Below are 26,852 nucleotides of genomic sequence, written 5' to 3'. Positions count from 1 at the left end.
CGGCCCCGGCACATCAAACAGACAATTCACCTTCTGGCGGAGTCAGTAAGCCATACAAATATTGCTCTGCCTTAGAAACCGTCTCCAAGCTACTAAAAACCCGCACCTTCACCTGATTACCAAGCCCAAACTCCACAACATGCAATTTTCCCGCGCACACTACGTCATCCGGAGGTAACGCCAGAACGGCTCGCGAAGGATAGAACCGATCATTGCGGGACTTATAGGCAACCTCTCGCATAGGGAGAAGCACGTAATCCAACCCCTCGAAATCCATGCCATCGATCAATGCCGATTTGCCCTGAAACCAGCCACCTCTAACACCTCTCGCCACGTTTCCAGCTTGGTCACACAAATAGGTGGCAAGCCGTTGGGAGTCTTCGGCATCAGGAGTGCCAAGCAAATCGAGCTTGATCAACTGAGCCAGCTCTGCCTCACCCTCACCAAGCACACTCCAATGATGAGAAAGCAGATATCCCGCATACAAATCAAGCCTCCCCCTCATGAAAGGGGCCAACCCTTGCTCGTGGTTATCTTTAAAAAACTTACGAACTTCGCCAGTCAATTGGCTCCTCAACTCCCGGCCTGACTTGAAGATGCCATCTACTACGTCAACATCGTTGTCCTCAGTCGGCACGCGATCAACCGACACCAATAAAATTGGCACGCGCTGCCCACAATTCAACTCTGGATGGTGCAGGTTGAGGTAGTAAACGCTTTTGGTCTTTTTGAAGATGACTGAACCCGTTGCCCCCGGCGTGTATGCCCGGATCAAACCACTATCGAGCAAGGTCCGAATCCGGTTCTTCAGACGCTCCTGACTTAGCCCAGTTAACCGCGAGAGCTCTGCACGACCTAAATCCCGCACAACACCAAATCGATCAGCGCGGCATAACAGGACTGCAAGCAGCAAACGATTTACGACACTCAGTCGGCCCTGCTTCCGGCTTGCTCGGACATGAGCAAGGGGGGCGCCTTCGAGCGGCCCCTTTTGCTGCATGGCAACATCTGACAAATGAAGCGCCTTGCTCTCATGCTTTAAAAGGTGATGGATTACTCTGGCATGGACCACCTTAGACACGTCATTCAGACCAACCTGCTCAACGTCGCCTGGCGCCAATTCATATTGTCTTTTGGGGCGCCCTTGCCCGCTCACCAAGTCCCGACGAATCAGGACCTTAGCAGCGGTCAACGAATTCAGTGCTGCGCCCATCTGGCTATCTGAAATTCCAAATCGCCCTGCTAGCTCTTTAACACCCGAGCAAATGGGCCCTGCAACCAAACCGCACTCAACCAAGCGTACCAATACATATTTCGCTTCAGGGCTGATCCCTTTCGCCTTACTGAGCAGCACTGAAAGCAGCATCTCGCTCACATTAATTTCCTAATTCTGTTAAGCCACATCTTTATTTTGGCACATAAAATACACCCTGTTTTAATAAACACCAATTACTAAGTAATTATTGAGTATTACACTTAGTATCTCAGCCAAGGTACAGTGAGATAAATCTAGGTAAAAATACTATGGAGAGCACGATGGCAGGCAGTGACTGGCTCAATATGAAGGAGATAGATCAGTTGAAATGGGCTACGAAGCACCTTCGTACCAAGGGAGAGACACACGAAGGCGCGCCCATCTCAGCCACCAATTTCGATGCCTGGCTAAGTCAAGAAAGGACAAAAGACTCTGCGCTCTTACTGACAATGAAGCTGGCCTGGACCCAGGCTCAGCGAAGAAAAGCGGACAAGAACGCAAAGAAAAAAGCCTGCAGTTTCGTGCTCTCAGAACAGGCGAAGCAAAAACTGAACAAGCTGGCGAAGCAGAACAAAAGCAGCATTACCAATTTTCTTGAGAACCTGCTCTCTGATGAATACGAGCAGGCCGCCCAGCAGAAAACCGTTGCTAAGAATGCCGCCAAAAGGGCCGCAAAAAAGGAGCAGCAACTAAAAAAGAGGCTGGACTCCCTATACCTAGCACTCCAGAAGTGCGTCACGGAACTCACGCAGCGCATCGCCATGATGGAAGCCGTAGAGCTCTCAATCGACAGCCTCTCAGAGGAGCAGAAGAGCCAAAGCGAAGCGCTTTACGCAAAAACACTAAAAAAGGTTACAGGCAAAAATCCAACGGCATTTCTCAATGAGCAACTCTCTCGCAGCATGGAAAGAGCGCCGAACTAGCCGAGCCCTTCAGTGGCAGCGACGCCAACGCCCACCAGCGCAGCTCGGATCCCGATTTGAACACAAGCGCCAGCGTAGATTGCCAAGAAAGAAAAGCGCCCTATCGCGAACTACGTGACGACAAGGACACCTTTCCAAAATCCGAGTGGGGGGACAAATGGGGGAACAAAAACCGTAGAATGCAAAAAGGCCCCATATATGGGGCCTTTAGGTATAAATTTGGCGGTGAAGGAGAGATTCGAACTCTCGATACAATTTCTTGTATACACACTTTCCAGGCGTGCTCCTTAAGCCACTCGGACACTTCACCGTATCTCTTCAAACAAGTTCTGTCTGTCGAGGCGCGCTAATGTAGTCGAAAGCTTTCGATATGACAAATGTTTTTTTCAGAATTTTCATGTGCTTACGGGATTCGCTTTTTTTGGGGCCGGGTCATGGCGGGCGAATCTGCCAAATTCCGGTAACCGGCCCTTCCCCTCCCGTGCCTGTTCGGCAGACGCGCCGCCCTCTATATAGAAGGCGCAAGCCATATGCCTGACTCACCGGTCAGTCACAATGCTTTACCTGCGCCTTGGGGCTGGGTAACGTCTGCCCACTTCAATACAAGGAATTGCGCCATGAGTGACTTGATCTCGTATCACCTGGAAGACGGTATCGCCACCCTGACCTTGAGCAATGGCAAAGTGAATGCTATTTCCCCGGACGTGATCACTGCGTTCAACGCGGCTCTGGATCAGGCCGAGGAGGATCGCGCGGTGGTGATTATTACCGGGCAGCCGGGTATTTTGTCGGCCGGTTATGACTTGAAGGTCATGACCGCTGGCCCTGCCCAGGCGATTGAACTGGTAAGACAGGGGTCGACTCTGGCTCGCCGTTTGCTGGCCCACCCATTTCCGGTGATCGTCGCTTGCCCGGGGCATGCCGTGGCCAAGGGCGCATTTCTGCTGTTGTCGGCGGATTACCGGATCGGCGTCGAAGGCCCGTTCACCATTGGCCTTAACGAAGTTCAAATCGGCATGACCATGCACCATGCCGGGATCGAACTGGCACGGGACCGGCTACGCAAGTCGGCCTTCCATCGCTCCGTGATCAACGCCGAGATGTTCAACCCGCACAGCGCGGTAGACGCCGGCTTCCTCGATCAGGTGGTCAAGCCCGTAGAACTGCAGACCGCGGCTCTGGAAATGGCCCGTCAGTTGAAGAAGATCAACATGAAGGCGCACAAGAACACCAAGCTCAAAGTGCGCAAAGAGCTGCTGGAGACTCTGGACAAGGCGATCGCAGAAGATCAACTTCACCCTCTCTGACCCTGGCGCCGCTCTCCTGTCCCGATCGCCCCCTGCGGTCGGGACTCTCTCTCCCCGCCCTCCCCGACACCTCTAGCCCGCACCTGAACCCTCTCGCTGAAACAAATACTTAAACATCAGCAATCTCCTGTGTGTATCGGGGTAATTGCCGAATACAGTGCACATCCGTACACTGCGCCAAATTTTGTTTTAGCGAGCCTGTAAATGCTACTTTCGATACGTATGTTGTTGATGAGCCTGCATTTTATGATCGCTGGCGTACTCGGCGTATTGCTTGGAATCTGTCGCCCGTTCAACCCGGACAACAGCCGACTGTGTGCGCGGCTTTATGCGTGGCCGTCCAAATGGATCCTGGGCTACAGACTCAAGGCCGAGGTTGGTCCGCTGATGGACAAACCCCAGAGCTGCGTGATTGTGGCCAACCATCAGTCCAACTACGACTTGTTCGTGTTCGGTAATGTGGTGCCGCATCGCACTGTGTGCATTGGCAAGAAAAGCCTGAAGTGGGTGCCCCTGTTCGGCCAGCTGTTCTGGCTGGCGGGCAATGTGTTGATTGATCGGGGCAATGCGCATAAAGCCCGTCAGTCGATGCTGACCACCACCCGCACCCTGCAAGAAAAAAACACCTCTATCTGGGTCTTTCCGGAGGGCACGCGTAATTTCGGTGAAGCCCTGCTGCCCTTCAAAAAAGGCGCATTCCAGATGGCGATCAGTGCCGGTGTGCCGATTGTGCCGGTCTGTGTCAGCACTTATAGCCAGCATTTGAAACTCAACCGCTGGCACAGTGCCGATATACAGATTCGTTCCTTGCCTGCGATTCCAACCGCCGGGCTGACACTGGAGGACATGCCTGCCTTGATGGAGCAGTGCCGCGAGCAAATGCGCGAGTGCATCGAGGCGATGGACCGCGAGGTGCTGGCACAGCAAAACCGCCGCTTGCCACCCATGGCCGGGGGTAATGCGCCAGCCTCTAACCCGAACCTCTGAATGTTTCTGGTCTCCAAGTGGGGCATTGCACGCTAAGCTGCATCTTCGTGCCATAACCCTTTGAAGAAGAAGCGATTAGAACTATGGGGAGAGTTGTAGCTGCCGCGGTTTACAGCGCAGGCAAAAAAGTCACCGACATCACTCTGGACGAAGGCAGTGGCTGGGCCCAAAAGCCCGGCCACTTCGTCTGGATCGGCCTGGAACAACCCGACGCCCAAGAGCTGAGCAACTTGCAGCGCCAGTTTCACCTGCATGAACTGGCCATTGAAGACGCCCTGGAACAACACAGTCGACCCAAGCTCGAAACCTTTGGTGATGCGCTGTTCATCGTCATCTACTCGCCGGTGCGCAATGAAGGCAAGCTGGACTTCGTCGAAACCCATATCTTTGCCGGTAATGGCTACATCATTACCTGTCGCAATGGTCACTCCGCCTCTTATAGAGCTGTTCGGCAACGCTGCGAGGCCCGCCCGCTGCTGCTGGATCATGGCGAAGACTTTGTGTTGTACGCCCTGCTCGATTTCGTTACCGAAAGCTATCAGCCCGTCAGCGAGGCCATTCACGCTGAAATCGAGCAACTGGAACGCAATATTTTGGGCAACGCGCTTAATGAAGCCGACATTGTGCATTTGCACGGATTGCGCCGCGATGTTCTGCGCTTGCGGCGGTATGTGGCGCCCATGGTCGAAATCAGCGAAGAGTTGCAACGCCTGACCTTCCCTTTTATCGACAAGAACATGCGCCCGTATTTCCGCGATGTGCAGATCCACGTCACCCGGCAAATGGAAGACCTGACCACCCTGCGCGACATTGCCACTCAAACGATTGAAATAGTCGTGCTGCTGGAGTCATCACGGCAAAGCATTGTGCAGCGCAAATTTGCCGCCTGGGCAGCCATTCTGGCTTTCCCGACAGCGGTAGCAGGTATTTACGGGATGAACTTCCAGAACATGCCGGAGCTGAGCTGGCACTACGGCTATTTCGGTGTACTGGGGTTTATCACTCTGGGCGTGACAGGGTTGTGGGCCAGCTTCAAGCGCTCTGGCTGGCTGTAATCACAAGCCTCGCTACCCTTGCCCGCGAGACTGGCACCGCGGCTTCGCGCCGATGATGCCATCGCGAGCAGGGCCGCGGCTGCGGTGCTTGTGAGTTATGCCGATTCAGCCTGGGGTTTGTGCGAGACAAAACGCATCATCCACTCGGCAACTGTACGACCGTGATGGTCGAGTTCCAGGCTGGTGATCCCGGTGCTGTATATCTGCTCCCCCAGACTCTCCTGACGCAGATTGAGCAAGGCCCGTGAGTAGTCATGAATGAACTCGGGGTGCCCCTGAAAGCACAGCACTTGATCATTGATGTGATAGGCGGCAAACGGGCAAAAGTCGCTGGACGCAATTACCGTGGCGTTCTGCGGCAAGGCGGTCACTTGATCCTGATGGCTGATCAATAATGTGAGGTCTTCGATAGCCGGGCTCATCCACGGCGCACTGGCGGCCAGTTTGTACTGATGAGTACCGACGCCCCAGCCCTGGGTAGCGCGCTCACTCTTGCCCCCCAGCAGCAACGCCAACAACTGGTGACCAAAACAGACGCCGAGTAATTTGTCACCACGCTCAAAACGGGTCAGCAAATAGGTTTTCAGCGTCTGGATCCATGGATCAGTGCCGAAAGAGTCCGCTTTGCTGCCGGTAACCAGATACGCATCAAAGCTTTGATCGTCTGACGGGTACTCGCCATTCATTACGTTAAAGATGCTGAATTGCGCAGCAATAGGCTGCTGGGAGAACAGATGTTTGAACATCTGGCCATAACCTTGATATTGATCAACAAACTCTGGACGCAAAATGTCGGTTTCCAGAATGCAGATGCGTAGCGACATAAAAGTACCTGGCACGAAAAAGGCGATAGAGATGATTGCAACTCGACAGAGCCTGCCTTGAACAGTATTTCAAGGCAAGCACTCAACGCCGACCTGCCCCATGGCGAGCAATGACGCCACGGCCCGGCACCGGATGCGGTCGGACGATGGTGCCTTAATCAGGCTCCCTGACGAACGGTAGGGTACTAATAGTTAGCGATACCTATGAGCCCACTGCGTCTAGCAATGGCCTGACAGAGCGAGCACAGCAAGTCTAATAGCGTTTTAGAAACCTAATTTATATGGATGATGTAAAAGGGTTCTAAGCCATATGTTATGTGGCCTCTAAGGTTAACTTTGTCGACGGATAAGGCGCTTTCAATTAATTGCGCCCTTGTCTTTCCGCATCGCCGCCCAGGAATAACAAAAAAAGGCAGGTCGCCATGTTCAAATATACGAAAGTACGCCAGGCCGGGCTTATTCTCTTCGCCACCACCTTGCTCCTGATTTTGCCCAACCTCACCAAGGTAATAGGCTAAGGTATCGCCTTCAGTTCGGGCCAGTGGTACACGGCCCGTCGATCACAACAGAACAGCATCCCCATTGAAATCACTGACTCTCTTCATCGTTTTCTTAATCAGCCTGCCGGCTTGCGCTGCTCAACTCACAGTCGAGTCCGGCAGCGGCAGCCGCAGTTGGCAAACCGCCGAGCTATTGCATCATCCGGCGGCGCAAACTCTGCATATAACTGATGATGTTTCTTACAAGCGCAACATGACCTATCGCGCTATTCCACTGGCCACCCTGCTTGAAGGCATAAAGCCCGATGACCACCTGCAAGCGGTCGCGCTGGATGGTTTTGCCGCAGAACTCGCCGCAGCCCCATTGCTCAACCAGAACGGTGCAAAAGCCTGGCTGGCAATTGAAGACCCCGCTCACCCCTGGCCACCGCTGGGCAAGGGAAAACCCAGTGCGGGGCCTTTTTACCTGGTGTGGACCGACCCTCAAGCCAGCCATATCAGCCCCGAACAATGGCCTTTCCAGGTGGTCAGTTTTAAACGCCAACTGCCGGTTGCCGAACGCTTCCCGGCATTGCGCCCGGACCCAGCCCTGCCCAAGGATTCATCGGTCAATCAGGGTTTTGTACTGTTTCAAAAGAACTGCCTGGCCTGTCATCGCCTCAATGGTGCCGGCGATGCTCAGTTCGGTCCCGACCTGAACATTCCATACAATCCGACCGAATATTTTGCTGCCGACTTTCTCAAGCACTACATCCGGGACCCGCAAAGCCTGCGGCAGTGGCCACAGGCGCGCATGCCCGGGTTTTCGCCAACTGTGTTACCTGACAATGAACTGGAACTGTTGATCCAGTATTTGCAGCACATGACGACGCGCAAAGTGAACTCTTGAGAACAAAGACTTGCTCGCGCTCGCGACACACGCGCAATGCAGACCGCTAAAACCAGAACGGCCAGCCCAGAGGCCAGCCGTTAACTCATTAAACTTGACTCAATTTAGCAGGCCACGCACCTCCTGCTTGACGCCCCAGCCTTCAATAATCCCGCCCAGGGGTACAACCACCGCTTCGAAGTCCTGTTCAAAATCACCAATACCACCGTAGGTGGCGTACATCACTTTGCTCAATTCCAGATTCCAGGCACCGTCATCACGTACGTTGATCTGGGCATTCAGGGATTCACCACAAAATTTTCCTGCTGCTCTGCGCGCCCGCTCCTCGTCCGGGAAGATTGCGTAAAACTCAATGGGATGGATGCGGGAAAAATCAAAGCCGCCTTCTTTCATGCGGCGCAGCACATAGCTGCTGAGGTCTTCTTGATGGGCTGTGCTCATGAAACGTCCTCCTCGCAATGGATAGACATTCAGCGCTCCCTGCCGGCAACTGGTTGGCCGTGACAGAGAGTAATAAGCATGTAGCGAACAAGATCAGAGCCAGTCGATTACTTCGCTGGTCCGGTTGAAGAGTAGCCCCGCCGTGCAATGACTGCCAAGAGGGGAAGATTGAAATAGCCGGATTTTTTTTGACCGTCAAAGACTTGCACGTCCTCACCCGGCACCTGAACAGATGCGCTGTCCAGGAACCAGGCAACGGGCTCTTTTACTTCTCGGCGCGCTCGCGAAGCGCTTTGAGGGTATTGAAAGGCGCATCTACCACAAACTTGTTGGCCAACCAGGAAGGCACACTGCCACCCGGCTCGGTGTGCACCTGGTAAGTGACTTCTGTGAGGTTGTCGCCTTTAGGGACCATTTTCCAGAACCCGTCGACCTGAGCCACCCGAACGAAGCCTTTTTCTTCCGGGATGTAAGTCGGCAGGCCTTTCAAGGCACGCGTCAGGGTGCCATCGGCCCCAACACTCGAAGTGACCAGCAGTACCGAGTCGCGAGGGGTAACCGGCCAAGGGGTATTGAACTGGGTGTAAGTCCAGCTCTGATCGCCTTCATGCTTGAGCAGCTTTTGCGTTTTGCATTCGTGGATCCAGGCACAGGCGCCCGCCGCGTTTTCTTGCAAAGCACTGATTTTGGCAAGAGGTGCCTTGATGGTGGTCACCCCCTGGTAGGCCTTGTACTGAGACCCGGGAACTTCACTCAACGAGACCTTGATACCGTCCTCATTTTTCGCAACTTTCCAGTCTTCTGCCTGGGCCACACCCACCAGCAGTACACTCAAACCACACGCCAATGCCACTCGATGCAACGAACCCATTGTCTTATTCCTTATTGTTGAAGGTCAGCTCACTGAACAAAAACACACTAAGCCGCAGTCATCCGCTCCCACCAGCCGATCAGCTTGATGGCTTCTGCCTGACTGCTGCCACAAACCTCGATGTCGGCCTGAAAAGCACCACACACGGCCGGACGCTCGGGCTGGCCGAACAAACCGCACAAGTAGTCGACAGAAAGATGCAGGCAGCGTTCCCCGGCAGGTTTGCCATGGGGCATGCCGGGTAGCGGTGTACTGATGGAAGGGGCTATACAGCAAGCGCCACAGCCTTCACGGCAGTTCATGACGTTAGCTCCTCATTCGGGGCAAAGTGCGTTGATGACAAGGGATAGTACTCGCTGGAACGGGCGTTTGAAATTGACCGTTCAGCAGAAATGATCGTGACTGAACAGTCAGTTTTTAAGTTTGCCTCAATAAAATCGAAGACGGTGCATTCGGCGCTTATTGTTTGAATTCAAACTCAAGCGCGGCGCCGTCGATTTCATTCTGGCGTGCTTCATTGCGCAATGGCAGCCCCATCTCATTGCTGAGCAGACGTCCGTTCAGTTGAAAAGGACTTTCATGCTCGGGCTTTTCGCCAAACATATTTGGCAGTAGCGGCTTGTGCGCAGGCATGGGAATGGTACCCAGAGGCCGGAGCTGGCTGACCATGTCGGGCGGCAGGCTCAAATCAAGTTTGGCGGCGGGCAAGCGCTTTTGCGCAATTTCATGCGCAGACCTGGATTTGGACGCAATGGGCGCACGCTTTTTTGTCGGGGCTTGCCTGGCAGCCGCAGGCTTCGCTGTGGAACTGGCAGTGTGCGGCTTCGCAGTGGATGTTTGCGGCTGTGCCTGAACGGCAGTTGCCGCGCCCGCGTTGAACGCAGCCAACACGCCCATCAATATAAGCCCCACACTAAATGTCGCTTTCATAACTCCACAGCTTTAACGGTTGAGGTGCATATGCTGGCGCTTTAGTACCAGAGTGACAAGTCCATTGTGACTTAATGGTCATTTCGGCAGCCGTATTCACTCATTAATAGAGGCTTGCCGTCTCCATACAAAGCTGACTTGCCAGCATGCCCAGCGTCATCACGGCCCGCTCGGCCTCGCGGTTCCAGGGTAATGCGCAGTTAAGGCGGATGCAGTGGTTAAACTGCTCGGTATTACTGAAAATAAGCCCCGGCGCGATACTGATACCCTGTTGCAGCGCGCGGACATGCAGCTCCTGGGTATTGACCCGCCCCGGCAAGCTGACCCACAAAATGAAACCGCCACTGGGGCGCGACATTTGCGTGCCTTCCGGAAAGTGCTGCTGAACCGCCAGCTGAAACGCGCTGAGATTCTTGCGGTACTCCTGACGGATAAAGCGCAAATGGCGATCGTATCCGCCGTTTTCAAGGTAGGCCGCTACCCCCATCTGCGTGACACTGCATGCCGAATGAGTGGTGAACGTTTGCAGGCGCTGGATTTCCTGCTGGAATTTACCGGCGATCATCCAGCCGATTCTCACACCCGGCGACAAGGTTTTAGAGAAACTGGAGCAATAAATCACTCGATCCAGACGGTCATAGGCCTTCAAAGCCTTGGTGCGACCGACTTCGAACATCAGCTCGCCATAAATGTCATCTTCAACAATCTGAATATCAAAGTCCGAGGCCAGGCGCAGCAACTGTTTTTGCCGCTCTTCGGGCATGGTGCCACCCAGAGGGTTGCTCAGGCGGGTGGTCAGGACCAGGGCTTTGATCGACCATTGATTGGCCGCCAGTTGCAAGGCCTCAAGACTCATGCCGGTAGCAGGGTCGCTGGGAATTTCGATCACTTTCAGACCCAGCAAGTCGGCAAGCTGCAGCAGCCCGTAATAGGTAGGTGATTCTGCGGCAATCAGATCGCCTGGGCGGGTCAGCGTGCGCAGCGACATTTGCAGGGCATCGACACAACCGTGAGTGATGATCACCTCTGAGGGATCAACCACAACCCCGGCGTCGCGCATGCGGATCGCAACCTGGCGGCGCAGCGGCTCAAAGCCCGGACTGAACATGTAGCTGAATGCCCGAGGGCTATGGAAGCGCGTGACCTTGGCCAATTGCTGATGCAATGCCCGCACCGGCAAATAGTCGACGCTGGGCACTGCAGCCCCGAGCGGAAACACCCCTTCGCGGCGCGACTCAACCAGCACTTGCTGAATGATACTGCTGCGGGTAACCAGCCCTGGACGTTCTACCCGGGCAATATCGGGGGTAGGTGCCGTCAACGCGGGGGTCTGGTGCACGTAATAACCAGACTGCGGACGCGCCCTGATCAAGCCCTGATCTTCAAGGTTGGCGTAAGCCTGCAACACCGTCGCGTGACTGACATTGAGCTGCGAACTCATCTTGCGCACCGAGGGTACCCGTTCGCCCGGCTGATACACACCGCGCCGGATATCTTCAGCCAGCTGCTGAGCGATACGTTGATAGAGCAAGAGGTTGGTCATGTCGCAGCACTCGATGTTCAGGCATTATTTTTATGAAGAGCATGTTCTTGAGAGCAATAACCGGAACAGTTTAGAAGTGTACGGGCACAGTTGTCACCCACATCAGCGGTACAGTGCGCAGAAGGTTTAACTGTATGGGTACAGCTGAGGATAGCGAGTGAACTTATGCAGGAGCGAGCGGGCCTCGCGATGCTGTCGACCCAGTCTGGATTCAAACCGGGTTGATACGTTCGCGAGGTGCCCCTTGAGAGGTGTATTAACGAGCCGCGCCGAGTTGACCTTTTTCGTCAGAGAAGACGATTTCAACGCGACGATTTTGTGCACGACCACGCTCGGTGGCGTTCACATCTACCGGATACTGATCGCCGTAACCTTCCACCTGGATACGCTTTTCATCGATACCCAGATCGATCAGCACATCCGCCACCGCCTGTGCCCGCGCAAGGGACAGCTTGAGGTTGTCATCACTGCCGCCAGTGCTGTCGGTGTAGCCTTCAATTCGTACAACACGCTTTGGGTTCAGTTGCAGAAACTGCACCAGCTTAAGCACCGTACGGTTGGCAGAATTTTTCAGGTCGGCCTCGCCAGTATCGAACAACACGTCGCCCAGGGTCATCACCAAGCCACGGTCAGTCTGAGTCGTGGCCAGGCTGACGATCTGTTCTTCCAGCCATTGACCCTGCTGCTGAACGCTCAACAATTTGGCTTCACGCAGTGCCAATTGCAGACGCTGACGCTCCAGTTCAAGCTTGGCGGCCCGCTCTTCGTTCAGTACCTGCTGGGTGTGTTCACGGGCGATTTCGCTGTAGCGCTGGCTCAGATAAGCGTAATGCTCCACATCGTTGCCACTGCCCCAGTAGGAGGACAAACGATCAGCCCGCGCCAGCGACTCGCCAGCGCGAATCACATCCTTGGGCGCAATGCGCAGCACGTTGCTGTCTTCTTTGACCGCCTGAAAATCGCTGGTGGCCTGTTGCAGGACCTGATCACTGTTGTGGTGCCCCGCACAGCCGGCCAGGCTCATGCAACCGGACAACAGCGCACCACTGAAAACTGCAGATTTAAGGCTCATTGGGCCTCCGCCAGCTGCTTGCGCAAACGCGCAATGCGGGTATTGAGCACGTTCAATTGCTCCTGGCTTTTTTGCGTCAGTACCCGGGCCTCGGCCAGTCGGGCATCCAGCTCGGCCTGTTCAGCCTGCATGCGCGCATCCTTGTAGGACTCATCGAGCATGTCTGCCTGCGCCTGAGCCAACTTGCTTTCGGCTTGCTTGAGTTCAGCCGTATCGTCGGTGCTTGCGCCTACGGCCCTGGCTTGTTCCAGAGCTTGCTCGCTCAAACGCAATTGTTCATTCGGCGCCGGATCGGCTGCACAACCCGCCAAAGCCAAAACGGCCAGGGCGACGAAAAAAGGTCGCAATGTCACTAAGAATTCCTACTGTTTTGGGGCGCTGAGCGGTTGTTGCAGCTGGGCTTTCCACCGCTCCAGATTGCGTTGCACTGCTGCCTCGGTCAGGCCGGAGGCGGGCAATTCTGTCATCTTTTTGGCAAGCTGTCCGCGCAACCAGGGCTCATTGCAGGCCGAGTCATGGGAAATCGCCAAAAACAGCCCCGGTTGATCAATCGGCTGTGAATGCGCCAGCACGTCGTCGGCAATGCCCAGGGTTTGAGCCGTGGCCATGCCCGCGTAACGGCCAGCCACTACATAGTCGACTTGCCCGAGCAGCAATTTCTGGAAAGCTTGAGTCAGGCCCGGCTGAGGCTTGAGCGTTAACTGATGCCGGGCAAATGTATCGAAGGCCTCTGTGGGTCGGGCTTTTTCCGAGATAGCTCCTACATGGCCGCTTAGATCGGCCGGCGTTTCGTAGGCCAGCGTTGAATCTTTAAGGGTCCAGACCAAATAGTCGTTACGCACCAGAGGCGGATGTATGTAATCCAGTGAAGAGAGCCCGGCCACTGTCAGTGGCGCATCCAGCAGCATGTCCATGCGCCCAGTCCGGACTTCATCCTGAGCCTGGGAACGCTTGCCGCCATAAAGCACTTCAACCTTGATACCCAACTCCTGACCCGCTTGCTGCATCAGGTCAGCACTGGCACCCATCAAATGCTCCGGATTACCGGGGTCACGCCACAGATAAGGCGGCGCATCCGGGCTACCGGTCACGGTCAGGCGCTCACACTTGCCCGCGGCCTCAGACAGCAGGGGCAAAAACACCAACCCCACAAGCAGCCTGCTCATCTGACGCATATCCATAACCCTGCACTCCACACACCCGATTCAGACGCATAAAAAAACCCGATCACCCGGGCTGCCAGGAGCAGGCAAAACACAGAGTGTGTCGCCCTTCCCTGCAGCCCGCGTGACCGGGCTCTTTATAAGTGAAGCAACTGGATTAAACCAGCTTCTCCAGCTCAGGTACTGCTTCGAACAAGTCCGCCACCAGACCGTAATCGGCCACCTGGAAGATCGGTGCTTCTTCGTCCTTGTTGATCGCAACGATCACTTTGGAGTCTTTCATGCCGGCCAGATGCTGGATCGCGCCGGAGATGCCGACCGCGATGTACAGCTGTGGCGCGACAATTTTGCCGGTCTGGCCGACCTGCATGTCGTTCGGTACGAAACCGGCGTCAACCGCCGCGCGGGAGGCGCCCACTGCAGCACCCAGCTTGTCAGCCAAGGTGTACAGCAGTTTGAAGTTATCGCCGTTCTGCATGCCGCGACCGCCGGAAACGACGATTTTGGCAGCGGTCAGTTCGGGACGGTCCGACTTGGCCAGTTCTTCGCCAACGAACGACGAAGTGCCTGCATCGTGAACCGCTGCAACCGCTTCAACCGCTGCCGAACCACCTTGTGCGGCAACCGGGTCGAAACCGGTGGCGCGGACGGTGATCACTTTGACTGGCGCAGTGGACTGTACGGTAGCAATGGCGTTACCGGCATAGATCGGACGCGTGAAGGTGTCAGCGCTTTCAACCGAGATGATCTCGGAGATCTGGTCGACGTCCAACTGCGCAGCAACACGCGGCAGGATGTTTTTACCGTTGGAGGTGGCGGCAGCCAGGATGTGGCTATAGCCCTTGCCCAACTCAGCTACCAGAGGAGCAACGTTTTCCGGCAGCTGGTGGGCGTAAGCCGCGTTGTCAGCAACCAGTACTTTAGCCACACCGGCGATTTGCGCGGCCGCTTCAGCCACAGCACCAATGCCCTGGCCTGCAACCAGAACGTTGATCTCGCCACCGATTTTTGCGGCAGCGGCTACGGTGTTCAGCGTAGCGGGAGCCAGCGTCTTGCCGTCGTGTTCTGCGATTACCAAGATAGTCATGATTAGATTACCTTCGCTTCGTTTTTCAGTTTCTCGACCAGTTCAGCCACCGACTTGACCTTGATGCCGGCGCTGCGTGCAGCCGGCGCTTCAACTTTCAGGGTCTTGTTGGTCGAAGCGGTCGAAACACCCAACGCGTCTGGCGTCAGCACTTCAAGCGGCTTCTTCTTGGCCTTCATGATGTTTGGCAGAGACGCATAGCGCGGCTCGTTCAAACGCAGGTCGGTGGTGATGATGGCCGGCAAGCTCAGCGAAACAGTTTGCGCGCCGCCGTCGACTTCACGGGTCACGGCAACCTTGTCGCCCGCAACGATAACTTTCGAAGCGAAGGTGCCCTGACCGTAACCGGTCAGCGCAGCCAGCATCTGGCCAGTCTGGTTATTGTCGCTGTCGATGGCCTGTTTGCCCAGGATCACCAGTTGCGGCTGTTCCTTGTCGACCACGGCCTTGAGCAGCTTGGCCACGGCCAGCGAGGTCAGGTCTTCGGCGGATTCGACGAGGATGGCGCGATCGGCACCCAGAGCCAGCGCGGTACGCAGCTGTTCCTGAGCCGTGGTCGGGCCGATGGAGACGACGACGATTTCAGTCGCAACACCTTTTTCTTTCAGGCGTACGGCTTCTTCCACAGCGATTTCGCAGAAGGGGTTCATCGACATCTTGACGTTGGCGAGGTCAACGCCGGAGTTGTCCGCTTTGACGCGAACCTTAACGTTGTAATCGACCACTCGTTTGACAGCTACAAGAACCTTCATGGATTCCTCGTTACTCTCCGGTGAAAAGAAAGTCGCCTAGGCGAACCTGGCGGTTGATGCTCATCGGCACAAGGGCACCTCCAAAGATCGTTGCTGTGCCCTTCTTATAGAAAGAATGACGAGCGCCAAATACTTCCCTTGCGACCGTCTATCAGGTGTGACTACCAAGTCATCCACCAAAAGGACGTGTAAACTCCGCTCAAAAAATGGCAGGCTCCTACAGGCTCGTGCCTGTGCCCTGTCTTTAGAGGTGCTCTTGAAACCAATAATCAGCCTACGGCGAGCGCAAAACCGACCGTATCTTGACCGGAACGCCTTTTGCGGTCAATACAGCAAATCCGCCACTTTTAAGCCGTGCATCTTTGATTTGTCTGGGCTGCAGCAGATTCAAACAAACGTTTGTATTGGACGCTGCTAGTGGTGTAGATATAATGCCGCCCCTAGAGAGAACGGCGCGTCATCCATTGCGTCTTCAGGCAGCTGCTGAGGGATTAATGGATGAAGTGCCAAACCTCCAATTAGAAAAATACCGTTGAGCCTTGAGTAGGAGAGAACCTGTGGAACGCGAATACATGGAATTCGACGTGGTCATCGTCGGCGCCGGCCCTGCCGGTTTGTCCGCCGCCTGCCGTTTGAAGCAGAAGGCCGCCGAAGCCGGTAAAGAAATAAGCGTCTGCGTGGTTGAAAAAGGCTCCGAAGTCGGTGCTCACATTCTATCCGGCGCCGTGTTCGAACCCCGCGCCCTGAACGAATTGTTCCCGAACTGGAAAGAACTGGGCGCTCCTCTCAACACTCCCGTTACCCGCGACGATATTTATGTACTGCGCAGCGACAGCACCGCAACCAAGGTGCCAGATCTGTTTGTGCCTAAAACCATGCACAACGAAGGCAACTACATTATCTCGCTGGGCAACCTGTGCCGCTGGCTGGCGCAACAGGCCGAGAACCTGGGTGTAGAAATCTACCCGGGCTTCGCCGCCCAGGAAGTGCTGTTCGACGAAAACAACGTGGTTCGCGGGATCATCACCGGTGATCTGGGGGTTGACCGTGAAGGCACCCCGAAAGAAGGCCTGTACACCCCCGGCATGGAACTGCGCGGCAAGTACACCTTGTTCGCGGAAGGCTGCCGCGGCCATCTGGGCAAGCAACTGATCGAACGCTACAAGCTCGACAGCGAAGCCGATAGCCAGCACTACGGCATCGGCCTCAAGGAAATCTGGGAAATCGACTCGGCCAGGCACCAACCGGGCCTGGTGGTTCACACTGCCGGCTGGCCGCTGGACATCATCAGCAGTGAAAACACCGGCGGTTCGTTCCTGTACCACCTGGAAAACAACCAGGTGGTTGTCGGCCTGATCGTCGATCTGTCCTACAGCAACACCTTCCTCTCGCCATTTGATGAGTTCCAGCGCCTCAAGCATCACCCGGTGCTCAAACAATACCTCGAGGGCGGCAAGCGCATCAGCTATGGGGCGCGGGCACTGGCCAAAGGCGGCTTGAACTCGCTGCCGAAAATGGTTTTCAACGGTGGCGCACTGATCGGTTGCGACCTGGGCACCATGAACGTGGCCAAGATCAAAGGCAGCCACACGGCAATGAAGTCCGGCATGCTCGCCGCCGAGTCGGTGGCTGAGGCGCTGCTTGGCGGCTCGGAGGGCGGTGATACGCTCAACACTTATGTTGAAGCCTTCAAAGCCAGCTGGCTGTTCGACGAACTGTTCGCCAGCCGCAACTTTGGCCCGGCGATGCACAAGTTCGGCCCGATCATGGGCGCCGGTTTCAACTGGCTCGATCAGAACATCTTTGGTGGCAAACTGCCGTTCACCCTGCATGACACCAAGCCAGACTATGCGTGCCTGAAGCTGGCCAAAGACTGCAAGCAGATCAGCTATCCGAAACCGGACGGCAAACTCAGCTTCGACAAGCTCAGCTCGGTGTTTATCTCCAGCACCAACCATGAAGAAGAGCAGCCGTGTCACCTCAAGCTGCGCGACGCGAGCATTCCGATCAACGTCAACCTGCCGCTCTACGACGAGCCGGCCCAGCGTTACTGCCCGGCTGGCGTGTATGAAGTGATCACCCAGGAAAGCGGCGAGAAGCGGTTCCAGATCAACGCGCAAAACTGTGTGCACTGCAAAACCTGCGACATCAAAGACCCGTCGCAGAACATCACCTGGGTCACCCCGGAAGGTGGCGGCGGCCCGACTTACCCGAACATGTAAGTCGTTTCGCGCCCACTAAAAAGGCTCCTTCGGGAGCCTTTTTTAATCGGCGCGAAATAACAAAAGCCCCGTAGGAGCGAGCTTGCTCGCGAGCTTTGAAAACGCTGAAAAGCTCGCGAGCAAGCTCGCTCCTACAGAAGAATATGCAGATGCGCGTCAGCAGCCTGCGCCTTCATGGCCCGGGCTACGCTCGAAGTAACGTTTGTACTCGCGGCTGAACTGCGAGGTGCTTTGATAACCCACCCGCTCCGCCACTTGCGCCACCCCCAGCCCTTCGCTCAATAACAATTGCTGGGCGCGCAGCAGGCGCAGGCGCTTGAGGTACTGCACCGGCGACAGCAAGGTACTGCGCTTGAAATGCTCATGAAAGGTGGACGCGCTCATGTTGGCGCAGCGGGCCAGTGTCTCGACATTCAGCGGTTCGGCAAAGTGTTCGTGCAAGTGGCTCAACGAAGCAGCTACCCGCGCGAATTGCCCTTGTTGCTCGACCAACGCCCTTAACACACTCGCCTGTGGTCCGCGCAGGGCGGCAAACAGCACCTCGCGCAAACGGGCCCGGCCCATGATCCGGCACTCCAGCGGGTCATGCAGACACCGCAACAAGCGTTCAACGGCTTGGCGCATTTCGTCATCCAGCACGGCCGAGGTCATGGACTCCGGCGTCTGTGCCACCGCGCTGCGTTCAGGGTCCAGCCCCATGGCCAGCACCAGCTCGCCCAACACTGCACGATCAATGCTGATCGCAACCCCCAGCAATGGCATGTCTTCAGAGGCGAAGGTTTCGCACTCGAAAGGCACCGAAAGCGCTTGCACCAGGTAATGTCCGGCACCGTATTCCAGGGTGCGCTGCCCCAGATAGGCCAACTTACTGCCTTGGGCGATCACCATTAGGCTAGGCTCATAGATCTGCGGCATCCGGGCCACGGTATTACACGCCGAGACCACCCTCACTTCAGGCATCAAGGTATGGACAAAACCCAGCTGAGTAGCCAGAGGCTTGATAAGCGACACCAGCACGGCATTCTCATCACGGTGACGCGTCAGAAACATGAAGTAAGTTCACAAGAGGAATAGACAGCCGCATCTTCGCAGAACTGGTCATTAAAGCGACAGTTCATCCGCGTCGCCGGAGGAATAGGCATGACAGGCGGAGGAATCGTCATAGTCCTGCAAGATTTGTAAGCGCAAAATTGCCCCCTGTTCACTGTTAACGCTTTTCGAGGTTCCCCACATGTACAACGCCATCGGTTATGCCACACAGACACCTACCGCTCCCCTGACACCCATGAAGTTCACCCGCCGCGATCCGCGACCGGATGATGTGGCCATCGAAATTCTGTACTGCGGCGTTTGTCACTCCGACATTCACCAGGCTCGCAACGACTGGGGCTTTGCTGTTTACCCGGTAATGCCGGGCCATGAAATCGTCGGCAAGGTTACGGCTGTCGGCGACAAGGTCACCAAGCACAAAGTCGGCGATCTGGTTGGCGTGGGCTGCATGGTCGATTCGTGCCGCGAGTGTTCCGCGTGCAAGGAAGACCTGGAGCAATACTGCCTTGAAGGCGCGACCATGACCTACTGCACCCCGGACCGGGTGGATGGCAGCAACACCATGGGCGGTTACTCCGACAGCATCGTGGTCAGCGAGCACTTCGTAGTACGTATCCCGGAAAAACTCGACCTGGCCAGCGCAGCTCCCCTGTTGTGCGCCGGTATCACCACCTACTCCCCGCTGCAGCACTACGGTGTTGAGGCGGGCGATAAAGTCGGGATTCTGGGCATGGGCGGCCTGGGCCACATGGGCATCAAGTTCGCCAAAGCCATGGGCGCCGAAGTCACCCTGTTCACCCGCTCTGAAGCCAAGGCTGCAGAAGCCTACCGTCAGGGCGCCGACCACGTGATCGTGTCCACCGACCCGCAGCAAATGAAAGCCGCAGCTGACAGCTTCGACTTCCTGCTGGACACCATTCCGGTGCCGCACGATCTGAACCCGTACCTGGAAACCCTGCGCTTTGACGGCGTACACATTCTGGTCGGCCTGATCGAACCGGTAGAACCTGCCCTGAATGCGTTCAACCTGGTGTTCAAGCGTCGCGTACTGGCCGGTTCCTTGATCGGCGGCATTGCCGAAACCCAGGAAATGCTCGACTTCAGTGCCGAACACGGCATTACCTGCGACATCGAAATGCTCGACATCAAAAACATCAACGAAGCCTTTGAACGCGTAGTTAAAGGCGACGTGAAATACCGTTTTGTAATCGACATGAAAACCCTGAAGGCCTAAAGCTCACCCTCCTCGCTCTGTAGGAGCCTGGCTTGCCAGCGATGCCGACAAGCCAGCTCCTGCAGTGGGGATCGTGTCAGCTGGCAGCACCCAGCTCCGCCGATATCTGCTGCGCTGCGTGAGTGACGACCGGTATCAAGCCGGTCATTTTCTCCAGTGACATGTACGGCACGGTGCTGGCGATACTGATGGCAGCCACGATTTTGCGGCTGGCATCGCGTATCGGTGCGGCCACACAACGGATCGAAGGTTCGTTGTCTTCCAGGTCAAACGCGTAGCCACCCGCCACATAACCGCGCATACGCTGCTCAAACTGTTCCCACGACACTTCCTGATGTTCCGGCCACAACGGGTTCTTGCCATCGGCAGGATGGCTGGCTTCGTACAGCCGTCGCCACTCTCCCGGCGGCGCATCCAGCAACATCGCCTTGCCGATCCCGGTACGTGCCAGCGGCATGCGATGCCCTACCCGAGAGCGCATCTCCGGGCCATTGCGCCCCGGGTTTTTGTGCAGGTACAGCACCTCGTCGCCTTCGCGCACCGCCAAATGGATGGTATCGCCGGTCAACATCGACAACTCATCCAGATACGGCCCGGCCAGCGTCACCAGCGGCACCTCTTCTCGCGCCTGAAACCCCAGCTCGATCAGCTTTGGCCCGAGCAGGTACCCCACCTGCGGCAAGACCCGCAGATAACGCTCGTCCACCAGGCAACTGGCCAGACGATGGGTCGTGCTGCGCGTAGTGCCGATCGCCCGGGCGATGTCTTTAAGGTCGCGCGCGCCATTGGCCACAGCGTGTACCACCGCCAGTCCGCGAAGTAGGGTTTGAGTGCCGGTGGGTGCGATTTTCGGGGAGTCGTCCTGCATAGCCAGCCTTTGCATTTAGGAGGTGAACCGGGCGGCATTATGGTCGCCCGGTCGACTGACGGCTAGGGTCTGTTGAGGTTTGCCTCTGGCCCCACCCCTAGAGCTCGATACGTTCCACTTTGCCTACCAGCAGGATGTAGGACAGCGCACCCAGCAACGCCAGCACCGAGATGTAGGTGATGGCCGGGGCAAACGAGTCCCCGGTGGCCAGAAAGCCGATCACGATCGGGGTGGTGATCGCCGACAGGTTACCGATGAAATTGAACACCCCGCCGGTCAGCCCCAGCAGCCGGGCCGGTGCCAGGGTTGAAACCAGCGACCAGGTAATCGACGCCAGGCCGTTACCGAAAAACGCCAGCGCCAGAAATGCAATCACCAGCGGCGTCGAGTCGACAAAGTTGGCGCCGATGATCGAAGTCGAGATCAGCAGCCCGCCAATGATCGGCAGCTTGCGGGCAAAGCCCACCGAGTAGCCGCGCCGAATCAGCCAGTCGGAGAAGAACCCCGAACACAGCACGCCCACGAATGCGGCCAGAAACGGCAACGAAGCCAGCAGGCCGGACTTGATAAAGTCCATGCCGCGATATTTCACCAGGTAGGTAGGAAACCAGGTCAAGAAAAACCACAGCGTCGAGTTCAGGCAAAACTGCCCCAGATAAATACCCCACAGCTTGCGCTTGCTGAGCACGATGCCCAGGTCCAGCCAACTGAAGGGTGCTTTGCGTTTGGCGGTCTGGCTCTGGATATCCACCAGCCCGCCCCCCTCACTGATCAGGTCGATCTCAGCCTGATTGACCCCCTTGAAATCCCGCGGCTCGCGGTACACCGCGTACCAGATCGCGGCCCAGATGATCCCGACCACACCAGTGCTGACAAACACCATGTGCCAACCCCACTGGTGCTGCAACCAGGCCAGTACCGGGGTCAGGAACGCCAGCCCGACAAACTGCCCCGAGGTGTAGAAGCCAATGGCAGTGGCACGTTCACGCTCGGGGAACCAGGTGGTCACCACCCTGCTGTTGATCGGATACGCCGGCGCTTCCAGGGCACCAACGGCCATGCGCAACACGAACAGGGCGATGAAGCTGGCAGCGAAACCGAGCATTACCGTGGCCACCGACCAAAGCAGCAGGGCCACGCTGTACAGAATGCGTGGCGGCACGCGGTCCACCAGCCAGCCACCGGGAATTTGCATGGCCGCATAGGTCCAGCCGAAGGCCGAAAAAATCAGCCCGACATGAACCGGGTCAAGCCCCAGGTCAGTGGTCAGTGCCGGCGCTGCAATCGACAGGTTGCTGCGGTCCAGGTAGTTGATCACCACCGTGATAAACAGCAGGACCATGATGAAAAAACGCTTGCGGCTCGGCGTCACTAAAGACGCAGGCGCGACGGTGCTTGAAGATGACATGGGCATGCCTCTTTTTTATGGTTATTGAGGTCGTTTCAAATACAGGGTCCGACACCCCTGTGGGAGCTGGCTTGCCAGCGATGCGTCTCACTCGAAGCGCATTGACCCCATCGCCGGCAAGCCGGCTCCCACAGGTCTTGCATCAGATCAGGGACTCACCACTCGGCAAAGCTGCCATCGGCATGACGCCAGATCGGGTTGCGCCAACGGTGGCCAACCAGCGCGCGCTCGCGCACGTACTCTTCGTTGATCTCGATACCCAGGCCCGGCCCATTGGGGATTTTGACGAAGCCTTTGTCGTAGTCGAACACCGCCGGATCCTTGACGTAATCCAGCAGGTCGTTGCTTTCGTTGTAGTGAATGCCCAGGCTTTGCTCCTGGATAAAGGCGTTGTAGCAAACCGCATCCAGTTGCAGGCACGCAGCCAGCGCAATCGGCCCCAGCGGGCAATGCAAGGCCAGCGCTACATCGTAGGCTTCAGCCATGTTGGCGATTTTACGGGTCTCAGTAATGCCGCCGGCGTGGGAGGCATCGGGCTGGATGATGTCGACGTAGCCTTCACTGAGTACGCGCTTGAAGTCCCAGCGCGAGAATAGCCGCTCGCCCAGGGCAATCGGGGTGCTGGTCAACGGCGCCAGCTCTTTGAGGGCCTCGTAGTTTTCGCTGAGCACCGGCTCTTCGATAAACATCAGTTTGTACGGGTCCAGTTCCTTCATCAGCACTTTGGCCATCGGCTTGTGCACCCGACCATGGAAGTCCACGCCGATCCCCACGTTGGGGCCCACGGCGTCACGCACTGCGGCCACGTTGGCCAGCGCCAGGTCGACCTTTTCAAAGCTGTCGACAAATTGCAGCTCTTCGGTGCCGTTCATCTTTATCGCAGTAAAGCCGCGGCTGACCGCTTCTTTGGCCGCCCTGGCCGTATCGGCCGGACGGTCGCCGCCGATCCACGAATACACCCGGATCTTGTCCCGCACCTGGCCGCCCAGCAGGTCGCTGACCGACACCCCCAGCGCCTTGCCCTTGATGTCCCATAGCGCCTGGTCGATACCGGCCAGTGCGCTCATGTGCACCGCGCCGCCACGGTAAAAACCGCCGCGATAGAGCACGGTCCAGATATCTTCGATATTGCGCGGGTCTTTGCCGATCAGGTAATCCGACAATTCATCCACGGCTGTCGCCACGGTGTGGGCACGGCCTTCGACTACGGGCTCGCCCCAGCCGGTGACGCCCTCGTCGGTTTCGATTTTCAGGAACAGCCAGCGCGGCGGGACCAGATAGGTTGTCAGTTTGGTAATTTTCATCGCGTTGTCTCTCTTGTTCGATGGGGCGCGAGCGCCTTTCAGTCAGCCTTGTGCCGGGCGTTCCAGGCCTGCACATAAGCTTTGGCGGTAACCGCCACGTCCTCGGCACTCATGCCGGGCTTGAACAGCCCCGAGCCCAGCCCGAAACCGGACACCCCGGCATCGACAAACACCTGCATGTTGTCCGGGGTAATCCCGCCGACCGGAATCAGCAAGGTTCCTGCAGGCAATACCGCCAGCCAGGCCTTGACCACGGCCGGGCCCATTTGCTCGGCCGGGAACATTTTCAGTACATCGGCGCCTTCGGCCAGCGCAGCAAAGGCTTCAGTCGGTGTGGCTACCCCCGGTGACAGGTAGAGACCGGCCGCCTTGGCGGCACGCAACACTTTCGGGTCGCTGTGGGGCATCACAATCACCTGCCCGCCAGCGGCCTTGACCAGCTCGACCTGCGCCGGGGTCAATACGGTACCGGCACCGACCAGGCAGTCGGCGGGCAGCGTATTGCGCAATATGCGGATGCTTTCGTAGGGTTCAGGGGAATTAAGCGGCACTTCAAGGGTACGAAAACCCGCGTCATACAGCACCTTGCCGATGGCCTGCGCCTCTTGTGGACGCAGCCCACGAAGAATGGCGATCAGGCCGTTTTTTGCCAGTGCTTGCTTGAGCATCTCAGCCCTCCAGTTGCATGTGTCGGAGTAACCCGGCGGCTTGGGCCAGGTGCCATAAACCCTGCTCGGTGGCCTGTTGTGCCAGGCGCACATCCGCGAACCCGCAGGCGGCCAGGGCCCGCTGGTAGCGTTCACACAGTCGGGAATTGCCAATCAGGATAATCGTGGGCATCGAGGCTCCACCTCGCCGCTCACGCACTGCGCCGCCCAACGCTGACAGCTCATGGCCAATCAGCAGGCCGGACACGTAGTCGGGTTGCTGGGTCGCACTCAGTTGCCCGGTCAGCCCCAGGGTGCGGGCGCTGAACAGGGTCGACAACGGCCCGAGCCGACCGTCGGGCGACAGTGCCACCTGCACACCGCGATCAAAGGCGGCGCTATCAAACTGCGCGGAGCGCTGTTGGGTACGTCCCAGAATCGTGTGTTCACAGGCTGCGGCGTACAGTTCGCCGGTCATGAAGGTATCGAAATGCACAAGATTGCCGTCCTGCACCTGCACCCATTTGGAATGGCTGCCGGGCAAGCCGATCAAACAATCATTGAGTTGAGGGAAACTTTCCAGCACGCCCAGCACCTGGGTTTCTTCACCGCGCATGACATTGGGCAAGGTGGAACGCTGGATGACGCCCGGCACTATATGCAAGTCAACACCGCGCACGCTGCGTACCGTCTGCAAGGCCGTGCTCAAGGCGTTGAGGCTGGCCGGGGTTTGCCGGTAAGGCGCTTCGCACCAGCCCTGGGCACTGCCCACCATGCCGCAGGCGATTACCGGGACACCCGGGTGGGCATCCAGCCAGTCGCCGCAGGCATCGTCAAATGCCAGCTCAAAACCGTCAGCGCACCACTGGCCTGCGACCAGTCGCGGGGTACCGGGCAACTGCATGATCCCGCAGGCCAGCGTGCGCTCTTTCAGCACCTGGCCAGCGGATCCGAGTAAATAAGCACGAAGGGAAGTTGTCCCCCAATCGAGGGCGATCAATTGCGCCTGCATCGCTTCACCTGTTTTGTTTTTAGCAGTGAATGCTGTGAATCAGTGCAGGCGACTATAAACCTTGGTGCGGCAAAATCTCAATATATAAATTGCTCTCCCACATATAGGGATATTTATAGGTGCGTGAAATCCTTGTGGGAGCCGGCTTGCCGGCGATGCAAACAGTGCGCAGGTCTGATTCACCGCGCACAGGCAATCGCCGGCAAGCCGGCTCCTACAGAGTGTCAGCGGGGTGCTGGCAGGATTCAGGCCGGCTCGGGGCCGATGGGGAAGAACACGCCGCTGCTCCATACGCCCAGCCAGCTCTGGCCGTCGATGGGCCGGGCAACCGCCAGCTCGATCAGTTGATAGAACACGTTGCGGTGGATCAGCGCTTCAAGATTGCGCCGCACCAGCAGGTAGGGCGCAGGCTCCTGGGTATCGGGATCAATCACTATGCGCAGCGGATGTTCGCTGCCGGCCGTGATCTGCTCCTCAACATTGGTGGTGAAGCGCAGTATTTGCTGCTCGCCCTGCCCTAGAACCTCTAGCGTGACCGCCACAAACGGCGCGTCATCGACCTTGATCCCGACCTTTTCCACCGGGGTGATCAGGAAATAATCATCGCCGTCGCGGCGGATGATGGTCGAGAACAGTTTGACCATGGGCTTGCGGCCAATCGGCGTGCCCATGTAGTACCAGGTGCCGTCACGGGCGATACGCATGTCGATATCGCCGCAGAATGCCGTATTCCAGAGATGAACAGGTGGCAGGCCTTTGTCGGCTTTGGGGATTTGCGCCAACAGGTTACTGACGTCTACCGGCTCACTCATGTTGCTCTCCTGGTCTTATTGGTCGCTCAAGCCTATCAAGCTGCGCGCGTACTTGGCGAGCGGCGGGCCGATGAGGTCCGCCGGCTTGTTGTCATGGAACGTCAGCAACCCGCCGCGACTGCGAATGGTCGCGGTATCGATCAGGTACTGGGTGCTGGTCTCGATCAGCATCACCTGGATGACGCCGCTATCAATTCCCAAACGGCTGATTTCTTCCTGATCCAGCCATTCATCGCTGTTCCCGATACGGTCGTCAGCCCGTGCAAAGCGGGTGTACAGCAAGTAATGCGCACCAAAGCCACGGGCTTCGGTCATGGCCTGGTCAAGCCCCAGCGGCGCTTTGGCGCGGCGCACCATAGGGAAGTACTCAATAAAGCCGTTATAGGCTTCTTCGGCCACCACATTGGGTCGCACATAAGGGTCGCCCACGGGTGCAAATGCCCCCTGGGCTATGTAGATAAAGGAGTCCGGCTGGATGCGCAGCGAATTGCTGCGTCGCGTATTGCTGTGATCGAGCAGACCGGCATCGCTCATTTGATAGCGCGCGCCCTCCCCCAGGTCGCTGACCGTCATACAGCCACCCAGCGCCAGAACCGACAGCACCACAAACAGACTACGCATTGCGCTCTCCCGAGGGCCGGCGACAGAAAACCGGCGAATAATCGCGTAATGCAGTTTGCGCGCCAGTTTGCCGCA

General features: G+C 57.1%; 27 protein-coding genes and 1 tRNA gene. 7 read left to right on the top strand and 21 right to left on the bottom strand.

Features of this window, described 5'->3' with window-relative positions; all coding sequences use genetic code 11:
* Positions 1-13: 13 nt before the first annotated feature.
* Positions 14-1,375: a helix-turn-helix domain-containing protein gene (locus tag AOC04_RS03345; RefSeq protein ID WP_060691147.1), complete on the bottom strand. Its 1,362-nt coding sequence runs from the start codon at positions 1,373-1,375 to the stop codon at positions 14-16.
* A gap of 161 nt (positions 1,376-1,536) precedes the next feature.
* On the opposite strand from AOC04_RS03345, the gene AOC04_RS03340 reads away from it, so the two are divergent.
* Positions 1,537-2,178 (top strand): hypothetical protein, encoded by a 642-nt coding sequence (locus AOC04_RS03340; RefSeq protein ID WP_060691146.1) that lies wholly within the window; start codon positions 1,537-1,539, stop codon positions 2,176-2,178.
* A 220-nt stretch (positions 2,179-2,398) separates the two neighbouring features.
* Here AOC04_RS03340 and AOC04_RS03335 read toward each other — a convergent pair.
* Positions 2,399-2,488, bottom strand: a tRNA-Ser gene (locus AOC04_RS03335).
* Positions 2,489-2,795: 307 nt separating this feature from the next.
* Here AOC04_RS03335 and AOC04_RS03330 point away from each other — a divergent pair.
* The 3 genes from AOC04_RS03330 to AOC04_RS03320 all read left to right on the top strand — a co-directional run bounded on the left by AOC04_RS03330 (position 2,796) and on the right by AOC04_RS03320 (position 5,527).
* Positions 2,796-3,485, top strand: a complete 690-nt coding sequence (locus AOC04_RS03330; RefSeq protein WP_060691145.1) for a crotonase/enoyl-CoA hydratase family protein — start codon at positions 2,796-2,798, stop codon at positions 3,483-3,485.
* 204 nt (positions 3,486-3,689) lie between these two features.
* A complete protein-coding gene (locus AOC04_RS03325) occupies positions 3,690-4,472 on the top strand; it encodes a lysophospholipid acyltransferase family protein (RefSeq protein ID WP_060691144.1) in 783 nt (260 codons plus the stop codon).
* An 83-nt stretch (positions 4,473-4,555) separates the two neighbouring features.
* Positions 4,556-5,527, top strand: coding sequence for a magnesium and cobalt transport protein CorA (locus AOC04_RS03320; protein ID WP_060691143.1), 972 nt, complete (start codon positions 4,556-4,558; stop codon positions 5,525-5,527).
* A gap of 95 nt (positions 5,528-5,622) precedes the next feature.
* On the opposite strand, the gene AOC04_RS03315 is transcribed toward AOC04_RS03320, so the two are convergent.
* The gene (locus AOC04_RS03315) at positions 5,623-6,351 is read right to left on the bottom strand and encodes an amidotransferase (protein ID WP_060691142.1); all 729 of its coding nucleotides are present in this window, start codon (positions 6,349-6,351) and stop codon (positions 5,623-5,625) included.
* Positions 6,352-6,933: 582 nt separating this feature from the next.
* Between AOC04_RS03315 and AOC04_RS03310 the strand changes: the two genes are divergently transcribed.
* Positions 6,934-7,740: a c-type cytochrome gene (locus tag AOC04_RS03310; RefSeq protein ID WP_060691141.1), complete on the top strand. Its 807-nt coding sequence runs from the start codon at positions 6,934-6,936 to the stop codon at positions 7,738-7,740.
* A 99-nt stretch (positions 7,741-7,839) separates the two neighbouring features.
* On the opposite strand, the gene AOC04_RS03305 is transcribed toward AOC04_RS03310, so the two are convergent.
* From AOC04_RS03305 to AOC04_RS03260, 10 genes are all read right to left on the bottom strand, one after another.
* Entirely contained in the window at positions 7,840-8,181 is a 342-nt protein-coding gene (locus AOC04_RS03305) for a ribonuclease E inhibitor RraB (RefSeq protein WP_060691140.1), read from the bottom strand.
* A gap of 265 nt (positions 8,182-8,446) precedes the next feature.
* Positions 8,447-9,052 carry an START domain-containing protein gene (locus AOC04_RS03300; RefSeq protein ID WP_060691139.1) on the bottom strand — a complete coding sequence of 202 codons (606 nt, stop codon included), beginning with the start codon at positions 9,050-9,052 and terminating at the stop codon, positions 8,447-8,449.
* 47 nt (positions 9,053-9,099) lie between these two features.
* A complete protein-coding gene (locus tag AOC04_RS03295) occupies positions 9,100-9,354 on the bottom strand; it encodes a YkgJ family cysteine cluster protein (RefSeq protein WP_060691138.1) in 255 nt (84 codons plus the stop codon).
* A gap of 157 nt (positions 9,355-9,511) precedes the next feature.
* Positions 9,512-9,982, bottom strand: coding sequence for a translation initiation factor 2 (locus tag AOC04_RS03290; protein WP_272481309.1), 471 nt, complete (start codon positions 9,980-9,982; stop codon positions 9,512-9,514).
* A gap of 103 nt (positions 9,983-10,085) precedes the next feature.
* Positions 10,086-11,525, bottom strand: a complete 1,440-nt coding sequence (locus AOC04_RS03285; protein WP_060691136.1) for an aminotransferase-like domain-containing protein — start codon at positions 11,523-11,525, stop codon at positions 10,086-10,088.
* Between the two features lie 256 nt (positions 11,526-11,781).
* Positions 11,782-12,597, bottom strand: coding sequence for an OmpA family protein (locus AOC04_RS03280; protein WP_060691135.1), 816 nt, complete (start codon positions 12,595-12,597; stop codon positions 11,782-11,784).
* The gene (locus tag AOC04_RS03275; RefSeq protein ID WP_060691134.1) at positions 12,594-12,950 is read right to left on the bottom strand and encodes a DUF4398 domain-containing protein; all 357 of its coding nucleotides are present in this window, start codon (positions 12,948-12,950) and stop codon (positions 12,594-12,596) included. The genes AOC04_RS03280 and AOC04_RS03275 overlap by 4 nt, the downstream gene beginning before the upstream one ends.
* A 9-nt stretch (positions 12,951-12,959) precedes the next feature.
* Positions 12,960-13,778, bottom strand: coding sequence for a substrate-binding periplasmic protein (locus tag AOC04_RS03270; protein WP_060691133.1), 819 nt, complete (start codon positions 13,776-13,778; stop codon positions 12,960-12,962).
* Between the two features lie 139 nt (positions 13,779-13,917).
* Positions 13,918-14,847, bottom strand: coding sequence for an electron transfer flavoprotein subunit alpha/FixB family protein (locus AOC04_RS03265; protein WP_060691132.1), 930 nt, complete (start codon positions 14,845-14,847; stop codon positions 13,918-13,920).
* A 2-nt stretch (positions 14,848-14,849) separates the two neighbouring features.
* Positions 14,850-15,599 (bottom strand): electron transfer flavoprotein subunit beta/FixA family protein, encoded by a 750-nt coding sequence (locus AOC04_RS03260; protein WP_060691131.1) that lies wholly within the window; start codon positions 15,597-15,599, stop codon positions 14,850-14,852.
* 557 nt (positions 15,600-16,156) lie between these two features.
* Here AOC04_RS03260 and AOC04_RS03255 point away from each other — a divergent pair.
* The gene (locus AOC04_RS03255) at positions 16,157-17,821 is read left to right on the top strand and encodes an electron transfer flavoprotein-ubiquinone oxidoreductase (protein ID WP_060691130.1); all 1,665 of its coding nucleotides are present in this window, start codon (positions 16,157-16,159) and stop codon (positions 17,819-17,821) included.
* A 156-nt stretch (positions 17,822-17,977) separates the two neighbouring features.
* Here the strand turns inward: AOC04_RS03255 and AOC04_RS03250 are convergent, their stop codons facing one another.
* Positions 17,978-18,871 carry an AraC family transcriptional regulator gene (locus AOC04_RS03250; protein WP_060691129.1) on the bottom strand — a complete coding sequence of 298 codons (894 nt, stop codon included), beginning with the start codon at positions 18,869-18,871 and terminating at the stop codon, positions 17,978-17,980.
* Between the two features lie 181 nt (positions 18,872-19,052).
* Between AOC04_RS03250 and calA the strand changes: the two genes are divergently transcribed.
* The gene (gene calA / locus AOC04_RS03245; RefSeq protein ID WP_003442432.1) at positions 19,053-20,105 is read left to right on the top strand and encodes a vanillin reductase; all 1,053 of its coding nucleotides are present in this window, start codon (positions 19,053-19,055) and stop codon (positions 20,103-20,105) included.
* Positions 20,106-20,181: 76 nt separating this feature from the next.
* Here calA and AOC04_RS03240 read toward each other — a convergent pair whose 3' ends face one another.
* From AOC04_RS03240 to AOC04_RS03210, 7 genes are all read right to left on the bottom strand, one after another.
* The gene (locus AOC04_RS03240; protein WP_060691128.1) at positions 20,182-20,973 is read right to left on the bottom strand and encodes an IclR family transcriptional regulator; all 792 of its coding nucleotides are present in this window, start codon (positions 20,971-20,973) and stop codon (positions 20,182-20,184) included.
* A 97-nt stretch (positions 20,974-21,070) separates the two neighbouring features.
* Entirely contained in the window at positions 21,071-22,381 is a 1,311-nt protein-coding gene (locus tag AOC04_RS03235; RefSeq protein WP_060691127.1) for an MFS transporter, read from the bottom strand.
* Between the two features lie 155 nt (positions 22,382-22,536).
* Positions 22,537-23,685, bottom strand: coding sequence for a galactonate dehydratase (dgoD, locus tag AOC04_RS03230; RefSeq protein ID WP_003442443.1), 1,149 nt, complete (start codon positions 23,683-23,685; stop codon positions 22,537-22,539).
* A 38-nt stretch (positions 23,686-23,723) separates the two neighbouring features.
* Complete coding sequence (locus AOC04_RS03225; protein ID WP_060691126.1) at positions 23,724-24,353, bottom strand: 2-dehydro-3-deoxy-6-phosphogalactonate aldolase; 630 nt, start codon at positions 24,351-24,353, stop codon at positions 23,724-23,726.
* Position 24,354: 1 nt separating this feature from the next.
* On the bottom strand, positions 24,355-25,344 hold the full coding sequence (locus AOC04_RS03220; RefSeq protein WP_060691125.1) for a 2-dehydro-3-deoxygalactonokinase: 990 nt from the start codon (positions 25,342-25,344) through the stop codon (positions 24,355-24,357).
* Between the two features lie 245 nt (positions 25,345-25,589).
* Complete coding sequence (locus tag AOC04_RS03215; RefSeq protein WP_060691124.1) at positions 25,590-26,156, bottom strand: DUF1285 domain-containing protein; 567 nt, start codon at positions 26,154-26,156, stop codon at positions 25,590-25,592.
* A 15-nt stretch (positions 26,157-26,171) separates the two neighbouring features.
* Positions 26,172-26,777, bottom strand: a complete 606-nt coding sequence (locus AOC04_RS03210) for a DUF4823 domain-containing protein (protein WP_060691123.1) — start codon at positions 26,775-26,777, stop codon at positions 26,172-26,174.
* Between the last annotated feature and the right edge of the window lie 75 nt (positions 26,778-26,852).

This window comes from Pseudomonas versuta, from assembly GCF_001294575.1.
GTDB classification, from domain to species: domain Bacteria; phylum Pseudomonadota; class Gammaproteobacteria; order Pseudomonadales; family Pseudomonadaceae; genus Aquipseudomonas; species Aquipseudomonas versuta.
Note: the sequence above shows the minus strand (reverse complement) of the source record. Positions and strands in the feature narration are given on the sequence as shown.